The sequence below is a fragment of the Aquisphaera insulae genome, assembly GCF_011064615.1.
Classification (GTDB): domain Bacteria; phylum Planctomycetota; class Planctomycetia; order Isosphaerales; family Isosphaeraceae; genus Aquisphaera; species Aquisphaera insulae.
Genome location: NZ_JAALJH010000009.1, coordinates 141,771 through 161,548 on the forward strand (window position 1 = coordinate 141,771; position 19,778 = coordinate 161,548).

13 protein-coding genes are annotated in these 19,778 nt (G+C 68.1%); 6 read left to right on the forward strand and 7 right to left on the reverse strand.

Going from position 1 to position 19,778, the window contains the following annotated elements; genetic code table 11:
• Positions 1-41 precede the first annotated feature (41 nt).
• Complete coding sequence (locus G6O54_RS08105; protein ID WP_250846768.1) at positions 42-2,468, reverse strand: M28 family metallopeptidase; 2,427 nt, start codon at positions 2,466-2,468, stop codon at positions 42-44.
• A 174-nt stretch (positions 2,469-2,642) separates the two neighbouring features.
• Here G6O54_RS08105 and G6O54_RS08110 point away from each other — a divergent pair, with 174 nt between their 5' ends.
• The 4 genes from G6O54_RS08110 to G6O54_RS37775 all read left to right on the forward strand — a co-directional run bounded on the left by G6O54_RS08110 (position 2,643) and on the right by G6O54_RS37775 (position 9,952).
• Positions 2,643-4,235, forward strand: coding sequence for a glycoside hydrolase family 172 protein (locus tag G6O54_RS08110; RefSeq protein WP_165222909.1), 1,593 nt, complete (start codon positions 2,643-2,645; stop codon positions 4,233-4,235).
• A gap of 612 nt (positions 4,236-4,847) precedes the next feature.
• Positions 4,848-6,290 carry a HEAT repeat domain-containing protein gene (locus tag G6O54_RS08115; protein WP_165222914.1) on the forward strand — a complete coding sequence of 481 codons (1,443 nt, stop codon included), beginning with the start codon at positions 4,848-4,850 and terminating at the stop codon, positions 6,288-6,290.
• 274 nt (positions 6,291-6,564) lie between these two features.
• On the forward strand, positions 6,565-7,101 hold the full coding sequence (locus tag G6O54_RS08120) for an RNA polymerase sigma factor (RefSeq protein ID WP_250846769.1): 537 nt from the start codon (positions 6,565-6,567) through the stop codon (positions 7,099-7,101).
• Positions 7,102-7,123: 22 nt separating this feature from the next.
• A complete protein-coding gene (locus G6O54_RS37775; protein WP_250846770.1) occupies positions 7,124-9,952 on the forward strand; it encodes a YfbK domain-containing protein in 2,829 nt (942 codons plus the stop codon).
• A 147-nt stretch (positions 9,953-10,099) separates the two neighbouring features.
• Here G6O54_RS37775 and G6O54_RS08130 read toward each other — a convergent pair whose 3' ends face one another.
• Genes G6O54_RS08130 through recO form a run of 5 tightly spaced genes read right to left on the reverse strand, consistent with a single transcriptional unit; the run spans position 10,100 to position 15,020 of the window.
• Positions 10,100-11,410 carry a glutamate-5-semialdehyde dehydrogenase gene (locus G6O54_RS08130; RefSeq protein WP_250846771.1) on the reverse strand — a complete coding sequence of 437 codons (1,311 nt, stop codon included), beginning with the start codon at positions 11,408-11,410 and terminating at the stop codon, positions 10,100-10,102.
• On the reverse strand, positions 11,391-12,257 hold the full coding sequence (gene folP, locus G6O54_RS08135) for a dihydropteroate synthase (protein WP_250846772.1): 867 nt from the start codon (positions 12,255-12,257) through the stop codon (positions 11,391-11,393). Before folP ends, G6O54_RS08130 begins: the two co-directional genes overlap by 20 nt.
• 4 nt (positions 12,258-12,261) lie before the next feature.
• A complete protein-coding gene (lptE, locus tag G6O54_RS08140; protein ID WP_165222920.1) occupies positions 12,262-12,858 on the reverse strand; it encodes an LPS assembly lipoprotein LptE in 597 nt (198 codons plus the stop codon).
• A gap of 51 nt (positions 12,859-12,909) precedes the next feature.
• Entirely contained in the window at positions 12,910-14,265 is a 1,356-nt protein-coding gene (locus tag G6O54_RS08145) for a tetratricopeptide repeat protein (RefSeq protein WP_165222923.1), read from the reverse strand.
• Between the two features lie 5 nt (positions 14,266-14,270).
• The gene (gene recO / locus G6O54_RS08150; RefSeq protein ID WP_165222926.1) at positions 14,271-15,020 is read right to left on the reverse strand and encodes a DNA repair protein RecO; all 750 of its coding nucleotides are present in this window, start codon (positions 15,018-15,020) and stop codon (positions 14,271-14,273) included.
• 218 nt (positions 15,021-15,238) lie between these two features.
• Between recO and G6O54_RS08155 the strand changes: the two genes are divergently transcribed.
• Positions 15,239-15,865 carry a rhomboid family intramembrane serine protease gene (locus G6O54_RS08155; RefSeq protein ID WP_165222929.1) on the forward strand — a complete coding sequence of 209 codons (627 nt, stop codon included), beginning with the start codon at positions 15,239-15,241 and terminating at the stop codon, positions 15,863-15,865.
• 1,013 nt (positions 15,866-16,878) lie between these two features.
• Positions 16,879-17,232: an HPF/RaiA family ribosome-associated protein gene (locus G6O54_RS08160; RefSeq protein ID WP_165222932.1), complete on the forward strand. Its 354-nt coding sequence runs from the start codon at positions 16,879-16,881 to the stop codon at positions 17,230-17,232.
• 82 nt (positions 17,233-17,314) lie between these two features.
• Here the strand turns inward: G6O54_RS08160 and G6O54_RS08165 are convergent, their stop codons facing one another.
• Positions 17,315-19,687 (reverse strand): glycoside hydrolase, encoded by a 2,373-nt coding sequence (locus G6O54_RS08165; protein WP_165222935.1) that lies wholly within the window; start codon positions 19,685-19,687, stop codon positions 17,315-17,317.
• Positions 19,688-19,778 lie beyond the last annotated feature (91 nt).

A 19,778-nucleotide genomic window follows, 5' to 3' on the forward strand; every position in this document is an offset into this window, starting at 1 on the left:
AAACATCCTCATCTCATGCGTCGTGGATTCAGTCCGAGGCGTCAGGGGCGTGAGCCGCCGGCCGGGGCCGAGAGGGAGATCGCCCGGTCGAGCTCGGCCGCGGCCCGATCGATGGCCTTCGCCGTCTGCTCCACCGGGTCCCGGAGTGCATCCCATCGATTCTCCTCGAAGACCTGGCGGACCGCGGGCAGGGGCCAGCAGCCGTACCCCGTCGTGACGCCCGGTGCGTAGACGGCGTGCTTGAACCAGGTCCGGCCGGCCAGGCCCTCGGGCAGCAGCAGGGAGCGCTCGAACCGCAGCAGCGAGTCATTGAGCGGCCCGTGGGCGTCGCTCGCGCCGCCGGCCCCGGCCGAGATCCCGTCCAGGGCATGGTCCAGCGCCTCCGCCTTCTCTCGGAGGGAATTCACGGAGGCGACGAGACGACCCAGGCCCTCGAACGACTCCGCGGCCTCGAGCGTCTGGGGGCCCTTCTGGCCGGGGACTCCGAATTTCGCCCGCGCCTTCCGCGCCGCGATCAGCCTCAGCTCGTCCACGTACTCGCGGAGCGCGTCGGCATAGGGGGTGAACCGGAGGGGGAGGATCTCGGCGGACGCGGCCCGCATCATGATCGCGGTGTAGAGCCGCGCGGCGGTCGCGTGGTTGAGGAACTCCGGATCGCCGAACTTCTCCATCCAATGGAAGTTGTCGTAGATCGAGTGGTAGACGCCGTAACGGCCGCCGAGCCCGACGTCCGCGCAGGGGATGCCCAGGTGGTCGAGGAAGACCGTGAAATCCGACCCCGAGCCGAGCGGATGGAGCTGGGGGACGAATCCGGCGAACCGGGCCGCGGCGGGGGCGCCCGGGGAATCCCAGAGCGGGTCGTGCAGGCTCAGGGGCGTCGCCGAGGCCCACGCCGAACGGCGGCCCTCCACCCAGGTCTCGCGGAGCGTCTTCCCCGATCGGACGTCGATGACGGCCTCGGCGGCGTCCAGCATCAGGTTCCGGAGCGACGGCCCGCCCGCCAGGTCCAGCTCCCGGCCGCTGACGGCGGAATCCACGTTGAGCATGAGGGCCGCCCTCTCGTCCAGCTCCTTCGCATGCTCCTCGGCCCACTCGGTCGAGCCGACCAGGCCGTATTCCTCGGCGTCCCAGCTCGCGTAGACGATGGTCCTCCGCGGCTTCCAGCCGGCCTTCACGGCGGTCCCGATCGCCCGGCAGGTCTCGAGCGTCGCGGCCGTGCCGCTGGACGGATCGACGGCCCCGAAGACCCAGGCGTCGCGATGATTGCCCAGCATGACCCAGCGATCGGGCTCGGCCGAGCCCGGGATCGTGGCGATGACGTTCCAGATGGGGCGGATCTTGTAGTGCATCTGGATGCCGAACCTCGCCTCCGCGGGCCCCGGCCCGACGTGGTACGTCAGGGGAAGGCCGCCGGACCAGCCGGATGGTGCCTCCGGACCGGCCAGGACCTGCAAGAGCTCGTGGGCCGTGCCGTAGCTGATCGGCAGCGACGGGATCGTCGCGTAATACTCCGAACGCTTCAGCCCCGTCTGCTGCTCCCAGGCGGTCCCGAGCTTGGCGGTCGTCCCCACGGTGACGCCCGGAGGATCGTCCATCGGGAACCCGAGCCTCGGGTCGATCGGCAGTCGGGGTGCGCCCTCGATCGAGGGGCCGTTCGGCGTGGAGGGATCGCCGGGGCCGAGCGAGAGGAACTGGACGCTGCCGCGCTGGATCGCGGTGGATGGCCGGAACGGGCCGTCCGGGTACGTGTCACCCTTGTTGTAGCCGTCGTCGCCCGGATCCGAGTAGATCAGGATCCCGGTCGCCCCGCGCTTCTGGGCGTTGAGCACCTTCAGGCCGCGGAAGTTGCCGCCGTAGCGGGCCAGGACGATCTTGCCGTTCACGGTGATCCCGAGCTTGTCGAGGGCTTCGAAGTCCTCGGGGCGGGCGTAATTGGCGTAGACGATCTGGCCCCGGGCGGTGCCGCTCACGCCATAGCCGTGGAAGGCGCCGAACGCCTCGCTGGAGGCGGAATCCCGGTCGGAGGGCAGGGGGGCCTCGTCGAGCGGGAGTTCCTTCTCGACCGGTTTGGTCAGGGCCAGCACCGGCTTGCCGGCCGGGTAGTTCAGCAGGACCTGGAGCGGCCGGATCTCGGCGTTCCATCCCCATTCGCGGAGCCGGTCGCGGACGAAGACCGCGGTCCGGTAGTCGGCGGGCGAACCGGCGGGATGAGGCTCGGCCGTCATCTCCCGGAGCCACTTGCGGGCGCTCTCGGGCGTCGGCGTCGCCAGGGCCTTCGCCTCCGCCGCGCGGTAGGCGTCGCGGCCGGCCGCGAGGAAGCCTATGGGCGACGACCCGGCGTGGAACGACCCGTCGAGGGAGATCGCGGGGACGGGCGGGGAATTCCCTTTGGCGGGCTGCGGCTGGCCGGAGGCGGTTGAGGGGAGTCCGGACATCAGGACGAGCAGGGCGAGCCGGATCGGTCGCATCGAGGGCCCTCGTTGGCTGGCTGAGTGCTTGACAGGGGCGTGGGGCCGGGGGCAAACTCGGCCCAGTCCCGGCGCGGTGGCCCCGAAGGCGAGTGGAGGGGAGAGAATCCGCGCCGGAGGTCTCCGGCCCGGATCGCGGGCTCGCCTGGTCGAGATCGAACCAGGATACGGATCGTGCCTCGCCGTGACCAGTGGTCCGCGGCGACGGCTCAGGACGAGGAACCTCTCATGCTCTCCGGCCCCGCATTGCTCCTGCTCCTCTCGACCGCGACAGCCTTCCCCGACGAGCCGAAGGTTCAGGCGCCGGCCGCGGCTTCCGCGGCCGGCTTCCTGCCGACCGGCTCGCCGCGCGAGCTGCGCGATCTTGGATTGCTGTCCCGGCTCCGCGATCCGGGTGCCCGAATGATCGGCTTCAGCTCGTACGACCGGACCGGGGGCAACAACGACGGCTTCAACGGCACCTATTCCAAGATCCGCGTCGAGGGGGGGAACTCGGTCCTGGCCGAGGTGGACGGGCCGGGGATCATCCAGCGGATCTGGTTCACCCACACCGTCGGCGAGCGCCCCGGCCTCCTCGACGGCAAACGCGAGCACATCCGTTTCTATCTCGACGGCTCGCCCCATCCCGCGCTCGACATCCCCCTGGAGGAGCTCTTCTCGGGCGATCATTCGCTCTTCCCCGCGCCACTCGTGACCAGAGGTTCCGGCGGCTTCGCCTGCTACGTCCCCGTCCCATTCCGGAACGGGTGCAAGGTCCTGGTGGAGGGGCAGGGGGTCCGTTTCTACCAGATCGGCATCCTCCGGCTACCGCGCGAAGGATCGATCACCACCTTCACGGACGGACCCGACACGCCGCTTCGGGACGAGACCAGGCGGGCCGCCGCCTTCTGGGCCGATCCGGAGAAGGGGCTCGGCGAGGAGCTCGCCGGGGCCCAGGTGGCGAAGTATGAGATCGACGCCCACGGCGGCAGCACCCACCAGTTCGTCCTGCCGCCGGCTCCGGCCACCATCCGCTCGCTGGAGCTGACGCCCGCGGGAGGGACGGCCGACGCCTGGAAGTCCGCGAGGCTGCGGGTCGCCTGGGAGGGCGATGACACGACCGCCCCCGCCGTGGACGTCCCGATCGGCCCGGCGTTCGGCATGGCATACGGCTCCGCAACCTATCGCAGCCTGCTGGTCGGACAGGGGGATCGCACCTGGACCAACCGGTATCCGATGCCCTATCGTCGCCAGGGAATCCTCCGGATCGATACCGACAAGCCGCTGAAGGGGACGGTCCTGGTCCGCTATGAAAAGGGCGTGGCCGACGACGCGGGCTACTTCCGGGCCAACCTTCGAGAGGCCCTGCCGACGAAGAAGGACGAGGATTTCGCCTGGCTCCGGGAGCAGGGCCGAGGCCACTTCGCCGGGGTCTTCCTGATGACCGAGGGGAAGGCCAAGCTCCCCTACTGGCTGGAAGGGGACGATCGATTCAAGGTCGACGGCACCCTGGCGGTCCACGGGACCGGATCCGAGGATTACTTCAACTGCGGCTGGTACGCGCTGGAAGGACGGCTCGACCGCCCGGGGACCTATCCGTCCTACGGCTTCCCGGTCTACAAGAACCAGGGAGAGCAATGGCAGGTCGCGGCCTACCGCTGGCACCTGGCCGATCCCGTCCCTTTCTCGAAGTCGATCGAGGCCGGCATCGAGCACGGCGGCGTCAACGACTTCATCGCCGACTACCGGGCGGTCGTCTTCTGGTACTCGGAGAAGCCCGGGCCCTGAGCGGCTCGCTTTCTTACACCCGGCTCGGTGTTCGGGGAGGGGGTGCCAGGGCGATCCCTGGGCTCGCCCGCAGGCCAGCAAATTGGGTTCGATCGTCGCGCGGCCTGCCTCAGAATCCCGACCGTAAGTCCATACCCTATAATATTTTAACCTTGGTTTTTTCGATTGGCTTTGCCCCCCAAATTCCGGCTGAAGTCGGTCGATCTCCCCGGCCTTCGAGGCTCGCATGGTCGTCCCGAACAGAGCCCCTTCAGTCCAGACCTCAGGGCGACAAATCAACGTGGGCCGAACGTCGGTGCTGCGCCCGGCGCGTACCGTGGCCGCAAGCGAATGCCTCTATTCTAGAGAGTGCGCCATGTTTCGCGGTTTTTGTCTCTGGCCCACGAACTTTCCCGGAGATTGTCCTCGCTGAAATTCGCGAAATCCGGATGAACGGGCCTTCGGACCGACGGGAATCGCCCGGCGAACCGCATCTTGAAACGGGCCCACCGGTTCCCCAGGGTGGGGCCGAGAGATCACTCGACGATGGCCCCGCCTGGCAGCCTTCCCCCTCGGCAACTCTCGGAGTGAAATGCCTCGGAGTGATATCTGGCTATCGAGGGGATTGGTGTCATGATGGAGTCCCCAAACGCTCTCAGCCGACATCCTGGTAGCCTGATGAAAGTCAGATCGCGAATCCTCTCGATGATGTCGCTGGTTGGCTGCGGCCTCGGCCTGCTCTGGATGGCCCATGTGGGCTGGCAGAACGGCGACCTGACCAAGTCAACGGTGGATGATTCGATTCGAACTCTACGGGGCGGAACCCTCCAGGATCGGCTCGCCGCCTGCCGTGAACTGGCCCGCTTTGGTGTCGCGGCTCAAGATATCGCCGTGCCAGTCCTGATCAAGACTCTGCGAGATCCGGAGGCCAGCTTGCGGCTCGCGGCGGCCGAAGCCCTGGGTCAGGTTGCCTTCAGCCCCATCAAGGCCCGCCAGGCGGCCGGAGCCCTGAGAGGAGCACTCGAGGATAGCGATCCTGGAGTTCGTATTGCCGCCGTCGATGCGATCGGCGTGCTATCAGGCTCGAAGCAAGCCAACAGGGATCCCGCGCTGGAGCCCAAAATTGCCATCGATATCTTGACGGAAGCGCTGGACGATCGTGATGTCCGGGTCCGCTCCGCGATCGTCAAGGCTCTCGCACTGGTTGGACCGGCGACGAATGAGGCTCCCCCGCCCCCCCTCATCATGGCCCTTGATGACGAGTCCGAGGATGTCCGTGCGAATGCCTGCCTTGCGATTGCACGCTTCAAACAAGGGCTCGACCCCATTGTCGCGCGACTGTTTCAAGCATTGAGTCGCCTGGATCCGGGCAATCGCACGCGTTGCGTGAGTGCCTTATGCAATATCGAGGCCGCATCGGTGTCCTCCACGATACTACCGACGCTCCTTGGAGCCCTCGACAATCGTGACATGGAGGCCCAGTACGCGGCGACCTACATTCTCGTCAAGCTGGCCCCGGACTCAAAGCAAGCGATACCGGCCTTGATCAAGGTGTTAACAGGCTCGGTCGAGTTGGGGCCCATCAGGTGGCCAGCTCCCGATTCAGGGCGAGGTTCCGCCATCGCGCTCGGCGAATTGGCTCCTGGAACCGACCAATCCGCGGCGGCGATCACGGCGCTGACCGACTTCCTTCGCAGGGCCGATCCTACGCGGCGTGACGGCGCGGCCGATGCTCTTGGTCGCTTTTCTCGAGACGCGGCACCGGCAATACCGGTTCTAATCAATGGGTTGCGAGAGTCGCTTCCTTCCGATGCTTCCTTCACGCCCGGGACTTCGATGGCGACCGCCCTGGGTCGAATCGCTCCGGGGACGCCACTTGCGGACCAGGCCATGGCAGCCCTGGCCGAGGCTCTCGATGCGAAGTCGAGATGGACGCGGCTGGAAGCCGTGAAGTCGCTGGCCGCATTCGGACCGATCTCGGCCGCGGCGGTGTCGCGGCTGCGTCGATTCGAGAGCGATCCGGACTTCGAGATTCGGCATGCTGCGGCCGTCGCCCTCAAAAGCGTGAGCCGGTAGCACCGCTGTCTTGAGCGCCTCGTCCCCGATTGAGTAACCTCCTGCTTTCCCGGGGCGAGGTGGACACCGACCCGACGATCCCGCCCGAGAACCTCGTCGTCGTGCGGCTTCTCGACCGGCATGAATGCGTCGGCGCCCCTCACGCCTCCAGCCCACGGCGTCGCGTAGACCGGTGGGGAGCGGGCGTGCTATTTTTCCTCCCCGCTCCTAAGAAACGCGCGGGTCGCCCGTCTCCAGGGATGTACGGGAACGCGTCCCCCAGCGAGCGTACATGATGGCGGAACGATCGGAGCCCGAGCATGGGGTGTGGGTCCGCGAGGCGGTCGCTCGCTTCGAAGGGCCGCTCACGCTCTACGCCAGTCGCCTCCTCGGCGATGCCGAAGCCGCGCGTGACGTGGTGCAGGACACCTTCCTGCGCCTCTGCACGCAGGACCGCGCCTCCACGGACGGGCACCTGGCGGAATGGCTCTTCACGGTCTGCCGCAACCGGGCCCTCGACGTCCTGCGGAAGGAGCATCGCATGACCCAACTGAGCGATGAGCAGGTGAACCGGTGCCTGAGCCCCGCCCCCGGCCCGCCGGAGGCGGCGGAGCGGCGCGACCTGGGGGTCAAGGTGCTCGCCCTGCTGGACAGCCTCCCCGTCAACCAGCGTGAAGTCCTCCGACTCAAGTTTCAGAACGGGTTTTCATACCAGGAGATCAGCCGGATCAGCGGGCACAGCGTCTCGAATGTCGGCTACCTCATCCACGCCGGGATCAAGACGCTCCGCGGACAGCTCTTCGACGGCCAGCCGGTCGAAGCCCGGGCCTGAACCCAGAAAAGGAGAGCTCACGATGATCTTCGATGCCGACGATCCCAGGCTGACCGCCTTCGCCCTCGGCGAGCTCGACTCGGCCGGGGCCCGCGAGGTGGAATCCCTGCTGGCCGAGGACGACGAGGCCCGCCGGTTCGTGGACGAGATCCGCCAGACCACGGCCTGGCTGGCCGACGAGCTGAGGCGGGAAGGAGAGGCCGTCCCGGTCGTCTCCGTCGCGCATCATCCGCTCATCGAGGCCGCCCTCCAGGGCGAACAGGCCGTCTCCGCACCGGTTCAACGCCCCTTCTGGCGGCGACATTACGGCATGCTCTCGATGGCCGCGACCCTCCTGCTGGGGGGGACCGTCAGCATCGTGACGTGGCACGGCCTGGAAGCTCGCAGGCAACGCGACGCCGCCCTGATCGAGTCCGCGAAGGTGTCACGGACCACCCGCCCTCCCGCTCGATTGGGCGACGCCCCGGCTGCCCCGGTTGTCACCTTCAAGAAGGCGACGGACCCGAATAGTCTCCGCGGCGTCGACCAGCTCGGCACGGCCGACCAGTTTCGGAGGGTCGAAGCCCCGCTCGCCTCCACGGACACGGCCGGCAAGCGGGAATCCTCCGATGCGAGGCCGCAGCTCTTTTCGCGAGACGGCCCGGCCCCCGGCCCCGCGGTGGATTCGTCCCGTTCTCTCGGAGCGGGGATCAGCGGTGGAATGGGAGGCGGTGGAATGCGAGGAAGCCCGGTCCGCGGAGCCTCTCCCGCCGCCTCCGAGGCCCTGGCGCTTCAGGCCCAGGCTCGCTCCAGGGGATTTGCCTCAGCCTCCGGGGAGGCCGCACAGAAGCTCGCCGCGGCGACTCCGGCGCAGAACAGCCCGGAGGGCATGATGAGAAACATGCCGTCCCCCGCATCCAACACCGGATTGCCGGCGCGAGGCCCGTTCAACCGCCAGCAGGGATACTCGTACCAACTCGGCCGGAACATGCAGGTCGAGGGGCAGAATCAGGCCGCCGCGGGCGGAAAGTCGCAGTATGGGATGCCCCCCGCCTCCCAGGCCGTCCTCCCTCAGGCTCCCCTGTCCGCGCCGGCTCCGGCTCCGGAGCCGGCCAAGCTCAGGGCCGAGGCTCGATCCGCCGATCCTAAGGGGGGCGCCGAGGTTCTTCGCGAGAGGCACGATCAACCTGCCGCCGAGGCGGATGGTGCCATGAAGGCCGGCGAGCCCGCCGCCGGCGTCGTGGCTGCCCGGCCCGCCGACTTCGATCAGTCCAACGGCAAGCCGATCGGAGGTCGAACTTCCCTCGAGGAGAAGGCGCCCAAGGAGAAGGCCGCCGAGGCGGAATCCCCCGCGCTCTACGACGCGGCCGCCTTCGCCCCCGCCGCACCGGAGGCGCCCCCGGTTGCATTCGGGGACGAGGCCTTCGCGCCGATCGTTGAGAATCCTCCGGTCGTCGCCCTCACGGAGCCGCTTTCCACGTTCTCGATCGACGTGGATACGGCGAGCTACGCGAACGTCCGCCGCTATCTCTTCCAGTTGAACCAGCTCCCGCCCCAGGGCGCCGTCCGGATCGAGGAGATGGTGAACTACTTCACCTACCAGGATCCGCCGCCGCCGCAGGGGAGCCCGACGCCGTTCGCCATCCATGCGGAGATCGCCCGCTGCCCGTGGAATGCCAACCATCGGCTCGCCCGGATCGGCATCATGGGGAAGACGATCCACCCCGCCGAACGGGCCGCCGCCAACCTGATCTTCCTGATCGACGTCTCGGGCTCCATGTCGGACGCGAACAAGCTGCCGCTCGTGAAGTACGGCCTGCAACGGCTGGTCGAGCAGCTCAGCGAGCGCGACCGCCTGGCGATCGTCGTCTATGCCTCGGCCTCCGGCGTGTACCTCCCCTCCACGGCCTGTGACCCGGCCCACAAGCGGGTCATCCTCGAGAAGATCGACCAGCTCCGCGCCGAGGGCAGCACCAACGTCGGCTCGGGCCTCCAGCAGGCTTACGACATCGCCTCAAACAAGGAGAACTTCAAGCAGGACGGCGTCAACCGCGTCATCCTCGCCACCGACGGCGACTTCAACGTCGGGATCACGGACCGCGCCAAACTCGAGGAGTTCATCACCGCCAAGGCGAAGAGCAACGTCTTCCTCACCGTCCTCGGCTTCGGCATGGGCAACGTCAAGGACACGAACCTCGAGACGCTGGCCGACAAGGGGAACGGCAACTACGCCTTCATCGACTCCACCGAGGAGGCCGCGAAGGTGCTCGTCCGCCAGATGACCTCGAACCTGATCACGATCGCCAAGGACGTGAAGATCCAGGTGGACTTCAATCCGTCCAAGGTCGGCGCCCATCGCCTGATCGGCTACGAGAACCGGGCCATGGCGAACGCCGACTTCCGCAATGATGCGAAGGATGCGGGCGAGATCGGCGCGGGGCACCACGTCACGGCTCTCTACGAGCTGACCCCACCCTCCGAGGTCAAGTCCTCGACTCCCCCCGGGGCGGACGTCGCGTCCCGATTCGTGACATCCCGGCAGATCGCGGGCGACCACCCCGAATCGTTCGAGATCTCTGTCCGCTACAAGCAGCCGAAGGAGGACGTGGCCGCCGAGATCAAGCAGCCCGTGATCGATCACGGCCTCGACTACGCCCGCGCCTCCGACGATTTCAAGCTCTCGTCCGCTGTCGCCGGCTTCGGCCTGCTCCTGAGGAACTCCGCCTCGAAGGGCAGCCTGACCTACGACGCCGTCCTCGAGCTGGCCAACCCAACCCTTAGCTTCGACCCCTTCGGAGAGCGAAAGGAATTCCTCGAGCTGGTCCGGAAGGCCAAGTCGATCCAGGACCGCCCGATCGTCCCCGGTCCCTGATCGTCCCCCTCCTCAACCCCATTCCCCGTCCAAGCAGGCCGGGAATGGGGTTGATCACTCTCTCGTCCTCCCTCTCCCGCTCTCTCATTCCCCTCTTTGCTTCCCCACCGTCTTCTCAGTGCCTCCGTGCCTCTGTGGTTAGTCTTCTTATCCTCTTATCTGTCCGTCGCCGATGACGATCCACTTGCTGCTCATCAGCTCCCGGAGCCCGCAGGGTCCCCGGGCGTGATATCTGTCGGTGCTGATGCCGATCTCCGCCCCCAGGCCCAGCTCGCCGCCGTCGTTGAATCGGGTGCTCGCGTTGACGATGACCGCCGAGCTGTCCACCTCCGCCACGAACTTCCGGGCCGCCGCCAGGTCCTTCGTCACGATCGACTCCGTATGCGACGAGCCATGCCGGGCGATGTGCCCGATGGCGGCGTCGATCGAGTCCACCACCCGGACGGCGAGGATCTTGTCGAGGAACTCCGTATCCCAGTCTTCGGGCTTCGCGGGGATCATCGACGGGACGATCGCGCGGGCGGCCTCGTCGCCGCGGAGCTCGACCCCGGCGTCCCCGAGCGCCCGCGCGGCCCCGGGCAGGAATCTCGGGGCGATCTCGCGATGGACCAGGAGGGTTTCGGCGGCGTTGCAGACGCCCGGGCGCTGGGCCTTGGCGTTGACGATGATCCGCGTCGCCACGTCGAGATCCGCGGCCGAATCGACGTACACGGCGCAGAGGCCCTGATAGTGCTTCATGACGGGCATCTTCGCCTCGGCGACGACGCGGCGGATCAGGCTCTCGCCGCCGCGGGGGATCGCCAGGTCGATGAACTGGGGGAGGCCCAGGAGGATCCCCACGGCCTCGCGGTCGGTCGTCGGCACGAGCTGAACGGCGTGCTCCGGGAGCCCGCAGGCGACCAGCTCATCGGCGAGGATCCGGTGCAGCGCCTTGTTCGAGTGCAGGGCCTCCTTGCCGCCGCGGAGGATCGCGGCGTTGCCGCTCTTGACGCAGAGGGCGGCGGCGTCCACCGTCACGTTGGGTCGACTCTCGTAGATCATGAAGATGACGCCGAGTGGGACCCGGACCTGGCTGACCTCCAGGCCATTGGGCCGGCGGCTCGCGGCGATCACCTCGCCCACCGGATCCGGGAGTGCGGCGACCTCGGCGAGGGCCTTGGCGATGGCATCGACCCGCCTGGCGTCGAGCCGGAGCCGATCCACGGCCGCCGCGTTCAGGCCGTAACCCGCCGCCGCTTCCACGTCCAGGGCGTTGGCTGCCTCGATTTCGCCGCTCCGCTCACAGAGCGCCTGGGCCGACCGCGCCAGCCATTCATTCCGCTTGGCACCACTGGACAGGGCCAGCTTGCGGGCGGCCGACCTTGCCTGGGCCGCCATCCGCTGGCAGAGTTCCGCCAGGTTGTCGCCGCCGGTGCCCTGGGTCGCGTCTCGTTCCATCTCAGCCACCTGCCCGTTCATCGCATGCACTCCACCCGCGGACCGCGCCCCAGACCCGGATCGCGTCCGCCATCGCCGCCACGTCATGGACTCGCGCCACGGCGGCGCCGGCGGCGCAGGCCGCCAGCGACGAGACGGCCGAGGCCACGGCGCGTTCCCGGACAGCTCGGCCGGTGATTCTTCCGAGGAACCCCTTCCGCGAGGTCCCGACCACGACCGCACACCCCAGGCTGGCAAACCGACCGAGATTCCGCAAGAGGTCCAGGTTGTGCTCGAAGGACTTGCCGAATCCGATGCCGGGATCCACGGCGATGTTCGCGCGAGGAATGCCGCGGGCCTCGCTCCACGCGATCCGCTCCTCGAGGAAAGCGAGGACCTCGCCGATGACGTCGTCGTAGCGCGGGTCGTCCTGCATGGTCCGCGGATCGCCCTGCATGTGCATCAGGACGACCCCGGCCCCGGCCTCGGCGACGACGCCCGCCATGTCGGGGTCTCCCCGCAAGGCGGTCACGTCATTGACGACGACCGCCCCGAGGGCGAGGAGCCGCCGGGCGACCTCGGCCTTGGACGTATCGATCGAGAGCGGCGGCCCTTCCTCGTCGGCGAGCCGCTCGACGACCGGGACGAGCCGATGCAACTCCTCGTCGAGCGTCACGGGCAACGATCCCGGCCTCGTCGATTCGCCCCCCAGGTCGAGGATGTCGGCCCCCTCGGCGATCAGCTCGCGCGCATGCTGGACGGCGGCCTCGGCCGAGGTCCGGCCGCCGTCGGAGAAACTGTCCGGCGTGACGTTGACGATCCCCATGATCCGGGGCGGAGCGCAGCCAGGATCAACGATCGTCCGCCCGCGAGCTTTCCACTCCGTCATCGTGCTACCGCCCGGTCGGTCCCTTGAGGTCGGCCTCGGTGAACCACGGCTGTTCCATCATATCCACGATCTGCGTGGCCAGCCTCTGATTCACGCTGTAGAAGGCCGTGGTCGCGGTCTCGCCGAGTTCGGGGACGAAGTTCACGGTCTCGGCGATGATGGTCGGAGCCTTGTTCTTCTCCGCCTGGGTCGGTGGATTGTGCGTCCACTTGACGCTCACGGCAATCGTCGAGTTGAGCTGACGGGGCAGGTTGAACGGGCTCTCGACGATGATGTTCTTGTCCGCGAAGTTGATCGTCCCCTCGAGGATCGTGTCGGCCTCCTCGGGCCTCCCGACGACCTTGTAGGTAGTCCGATTCTGGATCTCATCCTGGATCATCTTCGTCAGTTGCTCGGGGATGTCCCGGCGGAAGCTCCGCGACCTGAGCATGGGGACGAAGACCGTCCGGACGCTCTTGTCGAAGGGCGCGCGGATCGAGTAGCCGCAGCCGGAGGCGGCGATCGGCAAGAGAACCAGCAGGATCAGGCCGAAGACCGACCGGCGACCTCGAGGCCTGGCCTGCGGGCGAATCTCGTGTTCGGAGGCACTGACGGGCGTCATCTCGCCCCTCCTTCGATCTCGTCGAGCGATTGCCGACGCGTCCCCGGCGGATCAGCCCATGCCGCCGGGCATACCCATACCCATGCCGCCCATCCCTCCCATGCCGCCGGACCCCGCGCTGAAGTAGGGGTCGCTGGCCCCCGGCTGGGACATGATCTTGCTGGGGACCGTGGGCTTGCGCGGCATCTTCGCGAGCACGGCGAGCTCGGACTTGGCCTTCACCGCCCACGGGCTGTTGGGCCAGCGCTGGGGGATCTTGCCGAAGTAGAACTCCGCCGACGCGACCTTGCCGGTCCGCTTGTAGTAGTCGCCGATCTTGTAGGTCTTCTCGGCTTCCGCGTCGTTGATCAGGTCCAGGGTGTGATAGAGCTCGTCGTAGCTGGCCTGACGGTCGGGGAAGGCGGTCATCGTCTGCTTGACGATCTCGCGGGCCTTGGTGAGGCCCGAGCCGTCGTAATCGGGCCCGAGGTAGCCCTTCATCCGCGCGTCGATCCCCCCGAGCTGCGCCTTCTGGACGAACGGGCTCTTGGGATGAGATTCGACGAGCTGGTCGTAGTAGATGGCGGCGGACTCGAAGTCGCCGCTCTTCTTGTGATATTCGGCGATCTCGAACGCCGCGTCGTCGGCGAGGGCGCCCTCGGGGTCGTGCTGGCGGACGTGTTCGAGGGCCTTGAGGCCCGAGCCGCGGGTGTCGAGGAGCGGCTGCTGGCCGGAGAAGTGTGAGTACCAGGGGAGCTTCGCCTCGGGCTTGGCGTTGGGGTCGCTCTGCGCCAGCCAGATCTGGGCGAGGGCGTATTCGCGGCTGACCAGCTTGTCGCGGAACTCGGTCCCCGGGTAATCCGCGATCAGGCGTTCGAAGCTGTCGTTGGCCCGAACGTAAGCCTTTTGCTGATACTGGCTTTCCGCCAGATAGAATTGCGCCGTCTCGCCCCAGTGCGTCCCCTTGCGGCTCTTGCTGATCCTCTTGCAGGCCCCCTCGGCCTCGGCGAACTTGCCCTGCTTGAACAGGGCGAGGGCCTCTTCGAGCTCCTTGTCGGCCTCGGGATTGGGCTTGGGGCGGAGCATCGGCCGCCAGCCGTCGGAGCCGAGGACCAGGGAGGAGCCGGACCGCGACGAGGGGGTCGTGGACGTGGGCCGGTCGGATTCCGGCGCGTTACTCCCGGCGGGGTTGAGCCAGCGGCCGAGGAGGGTGCGGGGCTCCTCGATCTTGGTGGAGGCGGAGGTGTCCCGTTCTTCCTGGGTGATCGGTCGCGTCAGGCCCTTGTCGTAGGCGGCCCGCCACTGGGCGATCGGGACGTCGAGGCCCTGGCAGCCGGAGAGGCAGAGGCCGCAAGCGATGGCCATCGCGGGGATGGCCGATCGCGCTCGCGTCCGGGCATCACGGGCGTTGGTGGAGACCAGATCCATCTGGCTCAGACTCCCAGGTAAGGCCACAGCCGGGGGCGATGCCCCAGGACATGACTCATGACCGCTCCCACGGTCTGGCGGACCGGGCCGAGGCCCGAGTTACGGGGCTCGGACGCCAGCTCGCGCCAGGCCTGTCCGGGGCTGGCCAGGACACGAATCGCCTCGAGCGTCCGGCTCGAGACCGTCACCACGTGGGGCTGGCCGGGGCGGCAGGAAGGGCAGAGCACCCCGCCGGTGGCCAGGCCGAAGGCCACGTCGCCCGTGGTGTCGACCTCGTTGCCGCAATGGGCACAGAGGTCGAGCGCCGGCATGAAGCCCAGCTCGCGGAGGCAAGCCAGCTCGAACCGGAGCAATCGCCTCGCACGCAGGTCGGGCTCGCCCAGATGCCGCAGCGTGATCCTCGCCGCGTCGAACAGCCTGGGGTGCGGGTCATGATAGTCGGTCAGGTCGGTCAGCAGTTCGGCGACGTAGTAGCCGGCATACAGGGCCGCCAGATCGCGGCGAAGAGATGCAAAGCGCTCGACAGGCGCGGCCTCGGTCAGGAGGTCCAGCGACTCCGACGCCTTGGGCAGGAGCACGATATCCGAAACGCCCAGCAGGTCAAGCCCACCCTGGAACGGGGACTTCAGCCGTCGCCCCCCCTTTGCCAGCGCCGCGACCTTGCCCAGCTCTCGGGTGAAGAGCGTCACGACGAGGCTGGTTTCGAAGACCTCCACCCCCCGGACCACCAGGGCGAGCGAGCGATTCGCGGCCACTCTGTCTCTCCCCCTTGCCGTACGCCGGACCACGAGACTCGACTCGAGGAGCCGGTCGGCCCCGCACCATGGTACCGCAAGAACGGTATGATGGAGACTCCGGTCGAGCCGGGCCGGAAGGCGAAGAAATCGGCCCGCCCGCCGAATACCCTGCGCGGGATCGCCGCCCCGCGGCCCCTCGCAGGCCCCAACCTCTCACCGTCAGGAGCGACTCGCCGATGGGCGATCCTTCGCATACGATTCGCGACGAAATCCAGGGCGTGCTCGCCTTCGTCGGGACGATCTGGGCCATCTTCTTCCTGAGCTGGATCGTGCCGGGGATCGACCACTACGGCGTGATTCCGCGGCATCTGGTCGGGCTGATCGGCATCCCGGCGATGCCCTTCCTGCACCACAACTTCGGCCACCTGCTGGCGAACACGATTCCGCTGATCGTCCTGCTGGTCCTGCTCGCCGGATCGAGGGCGGAGTCGTGGGAAGTCGTCGCGGCGATCATCCTCCTGGGGGGCTCGCTCCTCTGGATCTTCGGCCGGGCCGGCGGCGACGGGCACCTGAACGTCCACGTGGGCGCGAGCGGGCTGGTCTCCGGGCTGGCCACCTTCCTCATCGTGGCGGGGCTGATCGAGCAGCGGATCATCTCCCTGCTGATCGCGGTCCTGGTGGCCTTCCTCTACGGCGGCTCCCTCCTCTGGGGGCTGCTGCCGCGCCTGGGCTCGACGATCTCCTGGGACGGGCACCTCTGCGGGGCGATCGCCGGCGGCCTCGTCGCCTACGCCCTGGTCCGAGAGTCCGGCGGCCGGCGGGCCGCCATGACGAAGGCGCACGCCGCCGACGAGCTACCCTGAATCCCCGCCCGACACCGGGGATGAACGCCGTCCGGTTTCGCGGGCGTCCGCCGCGCCGCGGCCAGGACGCCGGCAATTGCCTTCTCGGCGAAGGCTCAAGATGGATTCCAGGGGGGTGGGCACCATCTCGAATCGCGATGGCAGCGCCGGAGACTCCTTGCAGCCGTGCAGAGCCTTCGGGTGGCCGTGGTGGAACACCACGGGACCGCCGTGGTCCGGGCGCAAGGTCCGTCCGGCGTCACAGCTTGCCTCGCCATGGTGTCGCTGCGCTTCCACCACGGCCACCCCCCTCAGCTCCATGCCGATGGTCAAGTTTCTCCGATCTCGACACCTGGACCTTCAGGACAGTGCCACCCCCCTGGAATCCATCTTGAGCCTCGGCGAGTAGCGGGGCCGGCGCGGCGATGGCAGGGGCCGTCTGCCGGATCTCGACCGCTCCGGCGACTTCCGCGACCTATGGTTGCTGAGGGACGGCACTCCACTCCGGCTCCGCGATGGCACCACCTCGACGGAGTGGGACGTCGGCGGCCGGCGATGGGAGCCTGTCGTCCACCTCCCCCTTCGGGTCGATGCCGACACGCGTCCTTCGTCCGTCCCGCGGCGGACGAACCGGCTCCTGGAGTGCGAAGGATCCTTCACCCTGGACCTCGAACGGGCCGACAACATGCAAAGGCCCTGCGTCCTGGAACTTCTCGCCAGATCGGGAATGTCGCGGCCGAGGGTGGATTCCGCTTCGGATTCGTGGCAGTCTGACGCTGTTCGTCCCAGTGGGCCCCGAGCCGAGGACGAACCAGGGGTGGGAGAGGGTCGTAGAAAGAAAGGAGAGCACATCCAGGAGAGCCGGGTTCGCGTTCCTCCCGGCCCCCGGTTTCGGGGAAGTTGAATCGGTACGCGGATTGCTCGAGTGATTGCCATGTGACCACGCGGGCCGCCTTCTAGGCCCATCCTTTCCGGCAGGGGAGTTCACCCGATCCCCCTGATCTCAGTCGAGTCGTGCGATAGAGAGGTGGACAATGCAAGTTCACGTGAATACGGACAACCACATCCACGGCAGCGAGCGCCTGTTCGAATCGATCACGCAGGAGGTGCAGGGGGTCCTCGGTCGATTCGAGGACCTGATCACCCGCGTGGACGTGCACCTCAGCGACGTCAACGCCCACAAGGGGCCCGGCGTCGACAAGCGGTGCCTGATCGAGGCTCGCGTGGCCGGGATCCAGCCGGTCGTCGCCCACGACCAGTCGGCCACCGTCCATGAGGCCGTCGCCGGCGCATCCGAGAAGCTCTTCCGCCTGCTCGAGACGACGCTGGCGAAGCACCGGACCGCGCGTGGCCCCCAGGTCTCGGCGAGCGGCCAGACGACGCCGTGACGTGGTTTTCCGTTCCGTGATCAAGAGGAGCCCGGCGGGGATGGCATGCGTCCCCGCCGGGCCCTTTGCCTTTTCAGATGACTCAGCGCGCCGCTCGATCCTCGGAGGGGATCCCCTGGACCCGAATCCCGAGGGCCGGCAGCTTCGAACCGTCATCGAGCGCGGCCTCGCCGGTCCCGAGGTTCACCACGACCACGGCCCCGTTGGCGAAGCGCGTCTCCTGGACGCGGTGATCCGCGGTCAGCCAGCGGTGCGAGAGCATCTCGCTGTAACCGGTGGCCCGGGCGATGGGCGCCGTGGTCCGGTAACTCCGGACGAAGCGATCTCGCTCCTTCTCCCAGAGCCCCCGCTTGAACATGAACATCGGCGGCGTCCCGTAGAGGGCATTGAAGAGATCGCGACGATCCCAGACTGCCGGCAGCTTGTTGTTGTAGTCCCCCCAGTACCACTGGGCGACGACGCAGTCGTGGTAGACCAGCTCCCAGAGCGGCAGGCGATAGTAGGCCCCCACCTGGAACGTCTCGATCTGCCGGGGGACGTCCGAGACGATCCGGTCCATGTCGCGACCGGCCTCGTGGATCCGGTACGGTCCCAGGGAGAGCATCCCCTCGAAGTAATGGACGTACGGCACGGCCGCGTCGTGCCCGGTCTCGCTGCCGGTGACGAGGTGGTAGCGCTCGCTGATCAGCCGGAGCAGCTCCATCCGCCAGCGGCGACTGTCCGAGCGGGTCATCGGGTGGGCCGGTGAATAGCACTCGCGCCACTCCGACGCCGTGGTCGTGTCGATGAACCGGCACAGGTAGGGATGGGTCTTCAGGTCGGCCTCGATCCGCTCCGCCGCGTACCGGATCGCCGGCCGGTCGCAGGTGACGCCGCAGTCGTACCGCTTCCCGTCCTTCGCGTCGACGCCCCAGCCGTGGACCCAGCGGCCGCCCGCGTCGAGCACGAGGTCCGCGGGCCAGGCCCTGGTCGTCCAGTCGGGATGCTGATATCCGATCGCCTTGAAGTTGGCGGGGTCCATCACGTCCTGGAAGATGTCATACCGGCTGGTCAGGACTCCCAGGCCGTTCAGCGTTCGGAGCGTGTCCGGCTTGACGCCATTGGACCAGAGGATGCGGTCGATCCCGGCCGACTGCATCTCGCGGACGATGCCGACGGCGTCGTCGTCCCAGCACCAGACATTGACCGCCCCGACGAGCCGGTCGACGTTCGGGTTCTTCTCCTTCTTGTCGGCGAGGGTCCGGAGGAGTCCGGCCTGGCGGGCGTATTCGCGATACCGCTTGGCCATGGCCACGTAGCCGCCGTCGTCGAGGAAGACGTAACGGAGCTTCCGGGCGGGGCCGAACGCCCCTTTCTGAGGTCTCCAGAGCGGAGCCAGCGTGAATCGCCGGTCGATCCTCGGCGTGCGGACGGCCGCGTCATCGGGGGTCTCGACGATGGCCATCATGCCGGCCTTGCCGTCGGTGACGCCCCACCAGGCCATGCAGAGGCCGTGGCCCCCGGCGAGGTGATACCACATCTCCGGGAGCGTCGAATCGTCCACCGGATAGCTCATCCCCTCGTTCACGGGCATGATCAGGAACGAGGCAGCCGGGCTGACGAAGGGGTAGGGATAGGCGATCTCGGAGTCCAGGTCGCCGTATCCGGTGAGCTCGACTTCGACCTCCGCCTGCCCGGGGACGGCCCGGACCTGGATGCCGATCTCCTGGGCCGATTCCGGGTGGATGAGCGTGGCCTCGATCCGGCCATCGGCACGCCGAGCCTCGCGGACGACGAGGGACGGGCCGGCCGGCCGCTGCTCCCAGGTCCGTCCGCCCCGGAGATCGCGGACGCGAAGGGTGCCGTTCGAGGACTCGAGCCGGACCTCGAGTCGGTCGCTCGCGATGTCGACCGGAGCGGCGGCCGGTGGCAGGGCCTTCGCGGAGCCCGTGGTTCGCTCCAGGGACAGGTCGTCCACGTTCAGGCTCGCCGGACCGGAGCCGATCACGCGAGGGGTGATCGTCGCCCCGTTCGGCGGGATCATGAACCGGGCCCGGACCTGTCGCCAGTCCCCGTCCGGGATGGGGCGACGCCCGTAGCTCCAGTCGATGACGCCGCCGGCCGCATCGCGGAGCACGACGGAGATTTCCGCGGCGCCGCCGGCCCCGGCCTTCCTCGCCCAGCCGCGGTAAACGTAGATCTCGCCCGGACGGACCGGGATGGACCCGGATTGCCCGACGCTCCAGTCCGACTCGCCCCGATGCTCGATCCGCAGGGAGGCGACCCCCTGGTAGGGCCGATCGCGATCCGGGGCGGCCGACCCGCTTCCCGCGGACCTGGCCCAGAACGGGTCCCAGCCCGACAGTCCGTCCTCGAATCCACCGTTGACGAGTCGCTCCTGGGCGAGAGCCGGGGAACGGCCGAAGAGGACGAGGATCGCCGGCAGGGCGACCACGATGACGAGGAGTTTTCTCATGGGAGATCCATATTCGATCGGTACGCGGAATCGGGGAGTGGGCCGCCCTTGCGGCTCGGCGGAGGTTCTGCCATAACGGCAATGCCTCGCG

Coding starts and splice junctions, on each gene's coding strand:
- G6O54_RS08105 (WP_250846768.1), bottom strand. CDS start 2,468: ATGCGACCGATCCGGCTCGCCCTGCTCGTCCTGATGTCCGGACTCCCC.
- G6O54_RS08115 (WP_165222914.1), top strand. CDS start 4,848: ATGATGGAGTCCCCAAACGCTCTCAGCCGACATCCTGGTAGCCTGATG.
- G6O54_RS08120 (WP_250846769.1), top strand. CDS start 6,565: ATGGCGGAACGATCGGAGCCCGAGCATGGGGTGTGGGTCCGCGAGGCG.
- G6O54_RS37775 (WP_250846770.1), top strand. CDS start 7,124: ATGATCTTCGATGCCGACGATCCCAGGCTGACCGCCTTCGCCCTCGGC.
- G6O54_RS08130 (WP_250846771.1), bottom strand. CDS start 11,410: ATGAACGGGCAGGTGGCTGAGATGGAACGAGACGCGACCCAGGGCACC.
- folP (WP_250846772.1), bottom strand. CDS start 12,257: ATGACGGAGTGGAAAGCTCGCGGGCGGACGATCGTTGATCCTGGCTGC.
- lptE (WP_165222920.1), bottom strand. CDS start 12,858: ATGACGCCCGTCAGTGCCTCCGAACACGAGATTCGCCCGCAGGCCAGG.
- G6O54_RS08145 (WP_165222923.1), bottom strand. CDS start 14,265: ATGGATCTGGTCTCCACCAACGCCCGTGATGCCCGGACGCGAGCGCGA.
- G6O54_RS08155 (WP_165222929.1), top strand. CDS start 15,239: ATGGGCGATCCTTCGCATACGATTCGCGACGAAATCCAGGGCGTGCTC.
- G6O54_RS08160 (WP_165222932.1), top strand. CDS start 16,879: ATGCAAGTTCACGTGAATACGGACAACCACATCCACGGCAGCGAGCGC.
- G6O54_RS08165 (WP_165222935.1), bottom strand. CDS start 19,687: ATGAGAAAACTCCTCGTCATCGTGGTCGCCCTGCCGGCGATCCTCGTC.